Origin of the sequence: Spirosoma terrae (genome assembly GCF_010435915.1) — a bacterium.
GTDB lineage: Bacteria > Bacteroidota > Bacteroidia > Cytophagales > Spirosomataceae > Spirosoma > Spirosoma terrae.
The window spans coordinates 549971-561980 of the sequence record NZ_JAAFZH010000002.1 but is presented as its reverse complement, the minus strand read 5'-3'; the positions used below and the strand labels follow the sequence as shown (position 1 = coordinate 561980).

Annotated in this window: 9 protein-coding genes; all 9 read left to right on the top strand. The window is 48.7% G+C overall.

The features are described from left to right. Window positions 1-14 precede the first annotated feature (14 nt). Entirely contained in the window at window positions 15-1529 is a 1515-nt protein-coding gene (locus tag GK108_RS07335) for an NCS1 family nucleobase:cation symporter-1 (protein ID WP_163945073.1), read from the top strand. 105 nt (window positions 1530-1634) lie between these two features. Then, window positions 1635-3017 carry a dihydropyrimidinase gene (gene hydA / locus GK108_RS07330; protein WP_163945070.1) on the top strand — a complete coding sequence of 461 codons (1383 nt, stop codon included), beginning with the start codon at window positions 1635-1637 and terminating at the stop codon, window positions 3015-3017. 28 nt (window positions 3018-3045) lie between these two features. After that, window positions 3046-3912: a nitrilase-related carbon-nitrogen hydrolase gene (locus GK108_RS07325; protein WP_246224740.1), complete on the top strand. Its 867-nt coding sequence runs from the start codon at window positions 3046-3048 to the stop codon at window positions 3910-3912. 111 nt (window positions 3913-4023) lie between these two features. Then, window positions 4024-5364: an NAD(P)-dependent oxidoreductase gene (locus tag GK108_RS07320; RefSeq protein ID WP_163945067.1), complete on the top strand. Its 1341-nt coding sequence runs from the start codon at window positions 4024-4026 to the stop codon at window positions 5362-5364. Window positions 5365-5425: 61 nt separating this feature from the next. Continuing rightward, window positions 5426-5821 (top strand): GxxExxY protein, encoded by a 396-nt coding sequence (locus GK108_RS07315; RefSeq protein ID WP_163945065.1) that lies wholly within the window; start codon window positions 5426-5428, stop codon window positions 5819-5821. A gap of 41 nt (window positions 5822-5862) precedes the next feature. Beyond that, window positions 5863-7131, top strand: a complete 1269-nt coding sequence (gene preA / locus GK108_RS07310) for an NAD-dependent dihydropyrimidine dehydrogenase subunit PreA (protein ID WP_163945062.1) — start codon at window positions 5863-5865, stop codon at window positions 7129-7131. A 111-nt stretch (window positions 7132-7242) separates the two neighbouring features. Continuing rightward, complete coding sequence (locus tag GK108_RS07305; RefSeq protein ID WP_163945059.1) at window positions 7243-8658, top strand: FAD binding domain-containing protein; 1416 nt, start codon at window positions 7243-7245, stop codon at window positions 8656-8658. An 83-nt stretch (window positions 8659-8741) separates the two neighbouring features. After that, a complete protein-coding gene (locus GK108_RS07300) occupies window positions 8742-11057 on the top strand; it encodes a xanthine dehydrogenase molybdopterin binding subunit (protein WP_163945055.1) in 2316 nt (771 codons plus the stop codon). Continuing rightward, window positions 11014-11991, top strand: a complete 978-nt coding sequence (locus GK108_RS07295; protein ID WP_246224739.1) for an XdhC family protein — start codon at window positions 11014-11016, stop codon at window positions 11989-11991. Before GK108_RS07300 ends, GK108_RS07295 begins: the two co-directional genes overlap by 44 nt. The last annotated feature ends 19 nt before the right edge of the window (window positions 11992-12010 follow it).

Here is a 12010-nt window from a genome sequence, read left to right as displayed (position 1 = left end):
CCAAAAACTGACCCATGCAGGAAGAACACGTCGATGAATCGTCAGCGCTTTACAGTGAGGACCTAGCCCCTATTCCAGCGTCAAAACGGACATGGAATACCTGGAATTACGCAGCTTTATGGATCAGCATGAGCTTGTGCATTCCTACGTATATGATGGCTAGTTCGCTGATTGAAGGCGGCATGAACTGGTGGCAGGCTATTCTGACCATTTTTCTGGGTAACACCATTGTCCTGATTCCCATGATTCTAAATGGCCATGCCGGGGCCAAATATGGTATTCCATTCCCGGTTCTGGCGCGGGCGAGTTTCGGAACCAGTGGCGCTAACGTACCGGCTCTGTTACGGGCTATTGTTGCCTGCGGCTGGTTCGGCATCCAGACCTGGCTGGGTGGCTTTTCGGTTTATCAGATGCTACGTTTATGGATTCCGGCATTGGAAACAGTACCTGACGTATTTCCGGCTTCGTTTGGCCTGCAAACCGGGCCCGCTATCTGCTTTGTTCTGTTTTGGTTAGTAAATATGTACGTAGTGTATCTGGGTGTTGAAAGCATCAAAAAGCTGCTCGTCTTTAAAGCATTCTTTTTACCCGTTGCCGCCCTGGCATTGCTCTGGTGGGCTATTTCAGCCGGGAACGGGCTAGGACCAATTTTACAGCAGTCGGCGAAGTTTACCGATTCATCCGCTTTCTGGACATTTTTCTTCCCGGCCTTAACCGGCATGGTCGGCTTCTGGGCAACGCTCTCCCTGAACATTCCTGATTTTACCCGCTACGCAACCAGCCAGCAAGCGCAGATAAAGGGCCAGGCTATCGGCTTACCGCCCTCTATGACATTATTCTCTTTTATCGGTGTAGTCGTTACGTCGGCCACCACTATTATTTACGGAACAACCATCTGGGACCCGCTCGTTCTGGCCGGAAAATTTGAGAACAAATTATTGGTCAGCGTGGCCATGATTTCAGTAGCGGTTTCTACGCTGGCGACCAATATTGCGGCTAATATTGTTAGCCCTGCCAATGATTTTGCCAATCTGGCACCCTCCAGAATTGACTTCCGAAAAGGTGGCTATATCACGGGCATCATTGGCATTCTAATTTTTCCGTGGAAGCTAATTGCTGACCCGACCGGCTTCATCTTTACGTGGTTAGTCGGCTATTCGAGTTTACTTGGACCAGTCGGCGGCATCATGATTGCCGATTATTTCTTTCTGCGAAAACAGAAGCTGGTCCTGACTGATCTATACAGTACAACAGGAAGGTATAGCTACAAGAACGGCTTTAATTCAGCGGCTATCCTGGCCCTGTTGGCGGGCATTATCCCTAATATTCCAGGGTTTCTAACCACCATTCATGCCATTCCTACCGACAGCGTTCCTGGCTGGATTTCACAGCTTTACCACTACGCCTGGTTCGTCGGCTTTTTTGTAAGCGGTGTGGTTTATTTAGGCTTGATGAGACCAGTCGTCTTAGCCATGAAAGACGAGACGGTTTTGGTGAAGCGCGCCGATGATTTATCGATTAACTCTTAGCAAACAGCTAATAGACCGCTGATTGGTATGATAGTTATGATTTGCGCAGATCATAATTGACCATGATTATCATAAGAATCTGCGGTCCATAGTTTCTGACTAATCATGAGTACACTAATTAAAAACGGGCGGGTCATTACGGCAGCCGACGATTACGTAGCGGATATTTTTATTGAAGGCGAAACGGTTTCCGCCATCGGGAAAAATCTGCCCATTCAGGCCGATACGGTGATCGACGCATCAGGGAAATTAGTGTTTCCGGGTGGTATTGATCCGCATGTGCATCTGGATATGCCATTTATGGGTACGTTCTCCAGCGATACGCACGAGACGGGCACCCGTGCCGCTCTATTTGGCGGCACAACAACCGTCATTGATTTTGTCCTGCAAAAACAAGGGCATTCACTCAAAGAAGCCCTGGCCGAATGGAACTCCCGTGCTCAGGGAACCGCCGTTGGCGACTATAGTTTCCACATGGCCGTAACCGACTTCAACGACGATTCGAAAGCCGAGATCAAGGACATGGTTGAGAACGAAGGCATTACGTCCTTCAAAACATTCATGGCTTATAAAGGTGCCTTGATGATCAACGACAGCCAGATGGTTGGACTCATGCAGGAAGTGAAGAAGCAGGGCGGGATGGTAACGGTGCATGCCACCAACGGCGATATGATCGATTATCTCGTGGCCAGGCATCGGTCGGAAGGGAACGTATCGCCGTTGTATCACTACCTCTCCCAACCCGAAGTTACGGAAGCGGAAGCCAGTGGCCGCTTTTCGGATATGGCCAATTACACCGGATGCCCCGGCTACATTGTTCACATGACCTGCGAAGGGGCACTCAATGCCATTCGAAATGCCACCCGCCGTAATCAGAAAGTGTTTGCGGAAACCTGTATCCAGTACCTCGTACTCGACGCATCGCTCTATGAACAGGATTTCGAGGGAGCGAAATGGGTGATGAGTCCGCCGTTACGGGAGAAAAAAGATCAGGAAGCTTTGTGGGCGGGCATTAACCAGGGATTGGTACAAATCGTTGCAACCGATCATTGCCCGTTTATGTGGGAACAGAAATTGATGGGCAAAAATGATTTCTCGAAGATTCCCAACGGGCATCCCGCCATCGAAAATCGAATTGAATTGCTTTTCAGTGAGGGTGTACAGAAAGGCAAAATCACATTGAACAAATTCGTTGAAGTGGCCTGTACAAACCCAGCCAAAATCTTCGGTATGTTCCCCCGCAAAGGTACGATAGCTGTTGGTAGCGATGCCGACATTGTCATTTTTGATCCTGAAGAGAAACATACGCTCTCGGCCAAAACCCATCACATGAACGTCGACTATTCGGGCTACGAAGGCTGGGAACTAACCGGTAAAGTAAAAACGGTACTGCTACGTGGTCAAGTGGCCATAGACAACAACAAATGCCTGATTGACAAGGGATACGGGCAGTTTATCAAACGTAGCAAAGTGAGTGCTATAATCTAGAATGTCCATCTGTTAAACTTACGTAAGCATGCCACGGATTATTAAATCGGGACTAATACAAATGAGTCTGCCTAAGACAGAGGGCGAAGGCACGATTGAGGAAATTAAAGAAGCCATGATCCAGAAGCACATCCCACTCATCGAAGAAGCTGGTGAGAAGGGCGTGCAGATTTTGTGTTTGCAGGAAATTTTCAGCACACCTTATTTCTGTCCGGGCCAGAATTCGGCGTGGTATGCGTCCGCTGAATCAGTCCCTGGTCCGACCACCGATCGAATGGCGGAGTATGCCAGGAAATACAATATGGTCATCATCGTGCCGGTCTACGAAAAAGAACAGGCGGGTGTACTGTATAACACAGCGGCCGTGATCGACGCTGACGGTACGTATCTGGGTAAATACCGGAAGAACCACATTCCGCATACATCCGGCTTCTGGGAGAAATTCTTCTTCAAACCCGGCAACTTAGGCTATCCGGTTTTCCAGACGCGCTACGCTAAGGTTGGCGTTTATATCTGCTACGACCGGCATTTCCCGGATGGTGCCCGTTGCCTGGGCCTGAACGGAGCAGAAATTGTCTATAATCCATCAGCAACGGTAGCGGGATTATCCCAGTATCTCTGGAAATTAGAGCAACCCGCTCACGCAGCTGCCAATGGCTATTTTATGGGCTGTATTAACCGAGTTGGCGAGGAAAAGCCCTGGAATCTCGGTCGTTTCTACGGGTCGTCCTACTTTGTTGATCCACGCGGGCAAATTTTCTCTATTGCTTCAGAAGATAAAGACGAACTGCTCATTGCTGAATTTGACCTCGACATGATCGATGAGGTACGTAGCGTCTGGCAATTTTTTAGAGACCGACGCCCAGAGACGTATGATAAGTTAGTTGAACTGTAAATAGGTGAATAGAACGCTGATTTTTATGATGATTATGATTTACGCAGATCATAACGAACCATAATCATCATACCAATCAGCGTTCTATTCACCATTCACCATTCGAAAGACGTGTCTATTAAAAATAATCGACTTACGGCTGAACAATACGAGCAAAATTTCAGCGACATCCACCCGCCCTTTGAAAACCGGGAAGCGGCATTGGTGGAAGCGAATCGCTGTCTGTTTTGTTACGATGCTCCCTGCACCAAGAGTTGCCCAACGAGCATCAACATTCCCAAGTTCATTAAGCAGATTAGCACCGATAATATCAAAGGTTCGGCCTATACGATTCTGGACGCCAATATTATGGGGGGCGGCTGCTCTAAAGTCTGCCCTGTAGAGAAACTATGCGAAGGTTCCTGCGTCTACAACCTGCTGGACGAACCACCGATCCCCATCGCTAAACTTCAACGCTATTCGACAGAAAAAGCCATTGCCGCTCAGTGGCCCTTGTTCCAGCGCAAGCCGTCTACCGGTAAAAAAGTGGCTATTGTTGGGGCAGGACCGGCTGGCTTGAGTTGCGCCCACGTATTGAGTCGCGAAGGGGTAGAAGTAACGATCTACGAAAAAGAAAGCAAAGGGGGTGGCCTGATGACCTATGGCATTGCCGCCTATAAAGTGACACCCCAGTTCTGCGACGATGAAGTTAAGTTCATTACGTCGCTGGGCGGCATTCACATCAAATACGAGCAGGAACTGGGCCGTAATGTTACGTTGGCGGAGTTGCAGGCCAATTATGACGCGGTTTATCTGGGCATTGGCGTTGGTGTAGCCCGTTCTCTGGACATTCCCGGCGAAGAGCTGGCAGGCGTTGAAGATGCTCTACGCTTCATCTACGACATTCGCGAGAAAGGCTACCCATCCGTTCCGGTTGGCGATAAAGTAGCGGTAATTGGCCTGGGCATGACGGCCATTGATGCAGCCACCCAAGCGAAACGACTCGGCGCTAAAGAAGTAACGATCGTCTATCGTCGGACACAAGCCGAAATGCCAAGCACCGAAGTGGAGCTAAATCTGGCCAAACTAGATGGCTGTTCCATTATCTGGCTGGCATCGCCTAAAGAAGTGCGTGGTGAAAATGGGCGTGTCACGCAATTGATTTGCAACGTAATGGAATTGGGTGTACCCGACACCAGCGGTCGACGGACTCCTGTCGAAACAGGCGAAACTATTGCGTTGGACGTCGATATGGTGATTAAAGCGGCCGGTCAAATTCCATACGAAGATTTGGTACAGGACAACCAGTTGACTCATTGGTACGGTAAACTAGTGATCAACGAAAACTGCGAAACCAACATCCCCGGCGTGTTTGCGGGTGGCGATTGCGTCAACGGCGGCAAAGAAGTCGTCGATGCCGTACAAGCCGGGAAAGACGGAGCCCGAGCGATCTTAGGGTTCCTCAGGAAATAGAACGCTGATTTTTATGATGGTTAAGATGAATTTATGATTTTAGTAAGCAATTCTGCTAATCATGGATACTAACTATCAACATTCTGACCTGACGCAACTGATTTTAAAGGCTTTCTATCGAGTTTATAATACACTGGGTTATGGTTTTCTTGAGAAAGTGTATGAGAACGCAATGCGTATCGAATTACTTAAGCTGGGGTTAGACTGTGTTACGCAGCAACCAATCGACGTGTATTACGAACAACAGAAGGTAGGCGTGTACTACGCTGATTTGATTGTTAATAACTGCGTTATTATCGAATTGAAAGCCGCCGATGGAATAGTACCTGAGCATGAAGCTCAATTGACTAATTATCTTAAAGCTACTGATATTGAAGTTGGTCTTTTACTCAATTTTGGTCGACAACCGCAACAAAAGCGTAGAGTTTTTGCCAACAGCCGAAAAGATCATTATTGATCATACCAATCCTAACAATCAGCGTTCTATTGATTAACTATATGGCTGATCTATCAACAAATTTTCTCGGTATTAAATCGCCGAATCCGTTTTGGCTGGCGAGCGCTCCACCGACGGACAAAAAATACAACGTACTACGTGCTTTCGAAGCAGGTTGGGGCGGTGTTGTCTGGAAAACGCTGGGGTCGCAGGTCAAGAACGTATCGTCGCGGTACTCGGCAGTTGATTACAACGGTACGAAAATGATGGGATTGAATAATATCGAACTCATTTCGGATCGGCCATTGGCTATCAATCTGCGCGAGATTGCCGAATGCATTCGGGAGTTTCCCGACCGGGCGATGGTTGTATCGCTCATGGCCGACAATACCCGCGACAAATGGCATGAACTGATTGCCCAGGTTGAGGACACAGGAGCGCATGGACTCGAACTAAATTTCGGTTGTCCTCATGGCATGACCGAACGGGGTATGGGCGCAGCCGTCGGGCAAGATCCTGAAATCGCGAAAATGGTGGTGGAATGGGTCATGGAAAAAGCGACGATTCCGGTTATTACCAAGCTGACCCCAAATGTGCATTCGGTTGTTCCGACTGGTAGAGCATCCATCGAGGGGGGAACAAATGCCTTGTCGCTCATTAACACCATTCAGTCCGTAACGGGGGTCGACCTGGACACGTTTGTACCCAATCCATACGTAGCGGGCAAATCGGCCTATGGTGGCTATTGTGGCCCTGCCGTCAAGCCAGTTGCTCTCAAAATGCTGACAACCATTGCCCAAGATCCTGTTACGTCGCGCGTACCGATTTCGGGTATCGGCGGAATCAGCACCTGGAAAGATGCCGCCGAATTTATGCTTCTGGGTGCTACGTCGGTGCAGGTTTGTACGGCCGTTATGAAGCATGGTTTTCGCATCATCGAAGACCTTTGCGACGGACTCAACAACTGGATGGACGAAAAAGGCTTTAACACCATCTACGACTTTATTGGCAAATCAGTCCCGACCATCACGCATTGGGAAGATCTCGATATCAATTACCACATCGTTGCCAACATCAATCAGGACAAGTGCATCCATTGCGGCCTCTGCTACATCGCCTGCGAAGATACGTCACATCAGGCCATAAACCTGACCTACGGCAAGCCCTATAATACGTATTCGATCATCGAAAATGAGTGCGTTGGCTGTAATTTATGTAAATTGGTATGTCCCGTCGACAATTGTATCACGATGGTAGAACAACGTAAAGGCGACGAATACCTGAACTGGATAGAATTCCAACAGCGCGGTTTGCCGCTGAATGATCATTAATACACAATAGAACGCAGATCGTCATGATTTTTATGATTACTTAAGATCTATATAGATCATAAAAATCATGACGACCTGCGTTCTATTTTTCTATAAACATGTGACATACAATTGATTGAATTTATTTTAAATAACAAAGAAGTTAACACGTCCCTCCCATCCGGAACGCCTGTACTTGATTTTATACGCTATCATCAACACCTGATGGGTACGAAAATCGGTTGTCGCGAGGGCGATTGTGGGGCTTGTACCGTACTCGTTGGCGACCTGTCGACGGGGACGTTACGCTATCGTACGGCGACCTCCTGCCTGATGCCGTTGGGTAATGCGCATGGCAAACATATTGTAACGGTAGAAGGCATCAACATGACTGATCTGAATCCTATTCAGCAGGCAATGACCGATGAGTCCGCCACGCAATGCGGTTTCTGTACGCCCGGATTTGTGATGTCGCTAGCCGGTTTTTGTCTGAGTAAAAACGAGCCTACTGTCCAGAATGCCATTACCGCTATTGACGGAAATATATGCCGGTGTACGGGCTATAAATCCATCGAGAGGGCAGCCACACACGTAGCACATCTGCTGGAACCCCGTAACAACGAAACGCCTACAGACTTTGCCGTAGGACAAAACATACTACCTGCTTACTTCACCACGATTCAGGATCGTTTACAAACGTTGTCTCTAGGGGTAGACGGAGAACTCAAAAACGACAATCCACTCGCACAACGTATCGGGGGCGGAACGGATGTTTACGTACAAAAGCATGACGAAATTAAAGACGCATCGATTCAGTTTTTGTTCGATAAAACGGAGTTAAAAGGCATTCAGCAGGAAGGTAACCAATGTATTATTGGACCCGCATCGACTGTAACCGATCTGATCGAGTCGGAGATCATACAACGCTATTTTCCTGGCTTCAACGACTACACTAAATTAGTGTCATCGACGCCCATCCGTAACATAGCGACCATTGGTGGCAATTTCATCAATGCCTCACCCATTGGCGATTTCACAATATTTTTTCTGGCGCTGGATGCTACGTTGACATTTAGCAATGGCGTTACGTTACGCGAATTACCACTACGAAACCTGTACCTGGGCTATAAAATGCTGGATAAACAGCCAGAAGAGCATTTGACCCAGATTCGATTTGATTTACCTGGTGCAACCACTCGGTTTAACTTCGAGAAAGTCAGCAAACGCACGCATCTGGATATTGCCAGTGTCAATTCGGCTATCAACCTCACTGTTGAAAACAATGTCATTACGTCGGTAAAACTATCGGCCGGAGGAGTTGCGCCTATTCCGAAGCGGCTGGTAAAAACGGAAACGTTTTTGACGGGAAAGTCAATTACCGAAGACGTAGTACTTCAGGCCACAGCCATCGCTCAAACCGAAATCTCGCCCATCAGCGATGCACGTGGTACGGAAACCTACAAACGCCTACTGCTGGCTCAATTGATAAAAGCTCATTTCATAAAGCTGTTTCCCGAGCTGAAAGTGGAGCAGTTGTTGATTCAATAGACCGCAGATTGTTAGGATGATTAAGATCATTATTGATCATACCAATCCTAAAAATCTGCTTTCTATCCTACTTCGATAGCATTATGAAAAATATAGATTCCAGAACGCATGTACGGGGCGAATCAATTTATCTGGACGACATTCCGTTAGTTCAGGGCACGTTGTTCGGAGCCGCATTTCCCTCACCCATTGCTCATGGCATCATTAAACGCCTTGACCTGTCGGTGGCTGAAGCCATGCCCGGCGTAGTAAAAATACTAACCTACCAGGACGTAACGGGCGAAAATCAGATAGGGGGTATCGTGCCTGACGAACCACTGCTGGCCGAACATCACGTTCACTACGTCGGTATGCCCATTGCTTTCGTACTGGCCGAAGCCGACGATCAAGCCAGGGCGGCTGTAAAAAAAATAACCGTTGACATTGATCCGCTCCCCGTTATTACTGATCCACGCGAAGCACATGCCAAGGGCGAATTGATCATCCGTCCCCGAACCCATCGGCTTGGCGATACGAGCACGGCCTGGGCACAATGCACGCATATTTCTAAGGGCCGGGCAGACTCAAACGGCCAGGAGCATCTGTACATTGAAACGCAGGGAGCTTACGCTATTCCGCAGGAGAACAACGCCATTAAGCTGTATTCGTCAACACAGGGACCAACCGCCGTACAACGGGCCGTTGCCCGATCGTCGGGGTTGGCTATGCACCAGATTGATGTCGACGTAACGCGGCTCGGTGGCGGTTTTGGCGGCAAAGAAGATCAGGCCAATATGTGGGCGGCCTTGTGTGCGTTAGCCGCGCATATTCTCCGAAAACCGGTCAAATATTCGCTCCATCGGATGGAAGATATGGCCATGACCGGCAAGCGTCATCCCTATTCGTCAGATTTCAAAATCGGGCTGGACGATGAGCTACGTATCATTGCTTACGAAGCTACGTTCTACCAGAATGCAGGCGCGGCCGCCGACCTGTCGCCCGCTGTTCTCGAACGTACCCTTTTCCACTGCACCAACAGCTATTTCATTCCGAACGTAACAGCCACGGCCTATAGCTGTCGAACCCATTTGCCACCCAACACGGCTTTCCGGGGGTTTGGCGGTCCACAGGGGATGTTTGTCATCGAAGCCGCCATTGCCAAAGCCGCTGAAAACTTAGGCATTGACGCATCAGTCATTCAGTCCAGAAATCTGAATAAAACGGGCGACGAATTTGCCTACGGCCAGAAAGCAGTGAGTGAAGCACATGCCTGCTGGAACAAAGCCCAAGAGTTGTACGAACTCAGTGCCATCAGAAGCCGAATCGATTCGTTCAATGCCACCAACGTACTGTACAAGAAAGGAATTGCGTTAATGCCAATCTGCTTTGGCATCTCATTTACGAACACCCGGATGAATCAGGCGCGGGCACTCGTCCATGTCTACACCGACGGAAGCGTTGGCGTCAGCACGGGAGCCGTAGAAATGGGGCAGGGCGTAAATACCAAGATGCTCCAGGTAGCGGCCCATGAGTTTTCAGTACGTCCAGAACGCATTAAGTTGCAAGCAACCAGTACGTATCGAATCGCCAATACATCTCCCTCTGCCGCCAGCGCTACGGCCGATCTGAACGGAAAGGCAGTGCAGATGGCCTGTACCGAAATCGTTAACCGATTAAAAGTGGTAGCTGCTGGAGAATTCCAGGTGTCTGCCGAAGAAATCATCCTGAAAGACGAATGGGTGTATGTGAACGGCGAACGTACCGACTGGGACTGGAATCGACTGGTGATGGAGGCATTCACGAAGCGCGTTAGTCTTTCTGAACACGCCCATTACGCTACGCCGGAAATTCACTACGATGCCAGCCGGGAGAAAGGCCATCCCTTTGCGTATCATGTTTACGGAACAGCCATTGTCGAAGTGACCATCGACTGTCTGCGCGGTACGTACGACATGGAATCCGTTAAAGTTGTCCATGACTTTGGCGTTAGCATGAATCCACTGATCGACCGGGGGCAGATTGAAGGCGGTATCGTTCAGGGACTCGGCTGGATGACTATGGAAGAAGTCGTCTATGACAAAGCCGGGCGTTTACGGTCCAATGCTTTATCGACCTACAAAGTCCCCGACATCTATTCTGTTCCCAAAGAAATTGCCATTGAACCCCTGAAAACCGAGCAGGATAATCTGGCCATTTTCCGATCAAAAGCTGTCGGAGAGCCACCCTTGATGTACGGTATCGGCGCCTATTTTGCGCTACGTAACGCCATTTATGCATTTAACTCTACCGCTGCGATACCGTTTGATGCGCCAATGACTCCTGAAAAAGTTTTATTGGCTTTATATGACAACTCTGCGAAGGAAGATTCCGTAACGAATGAACAAACCGAAAGCGCTAAGCACCTGGCAGCTAATTCATGATAGCCTTTTGCGACATATACCCGTCATGCTTCTATACGTGCTGGAAAGCCACGGTAGCAGTCCGGGTAGGCAGGGATTTCTGATGGCCGTCAATCTGCCTGGCGAGATGGCTGGTTCTATCGGTGGTGGCATTATGGAGCATAAATTCATTGAATTGGCAAAAGAAACGCTTCGAAACAAGGCGGCTACCCTTTCCATTCGGACACAATACCACGACAAAAAAGTAACGCATAATCAGAGCGGCATGATTTGCTCTGGCGATCAAACCATTTTACAGTATTGCGTACAGCCCAGCGACGCCCAGTCTGTTCAGGCGATTGTGAACTGTCTGAAGAAGGGCGACACAGGCTTGCTTACCCTATCGCTGTCCGGTATTCAATTCTCAACGGATCTGTTACCCGAAACGGACTATGAGTTCACGATACGGTCAGAACAGGATTGGCGCTATCAGGAACGTATCGGTTTTACGAATCATCTCTTCATCGTTGGTGGAGGCCATTGCGCGTTGGCACTATCGCGGATAATGTCGACGATGGATTTTTGCATTCATGTGTACGACAATCGGCCCGATCTGCATACCATGCAGCTAAACGACGTAGCACATGACAAAACCGTTGTCGACGACTACGCCCAGCTAAACAACATGATTCCATCGGGCAATCACCAATATGTTGTTGTTATGACATTTGGCTATCGAACAGACGATCAGGCGATTCGGGCCTTATTCGACAAATCGTTCCGGTATTTTGGCGTTCTGGGAAGCCAGACCAAGATTAACACCTTATTCGCTGGCTATCGGGCAGAAGGTATTACGGAGGAGAAGCTAAACCGTATTCATGCGCCTATTGGCCTTCCGATTCATAGCCAGGCGCCCGAAGAAATAGCGGTGAGTATTGCGGCCCAGATCATTCAGGTAAAAAATAAACCGGAATAAATACTGTTTGCTTTTTATG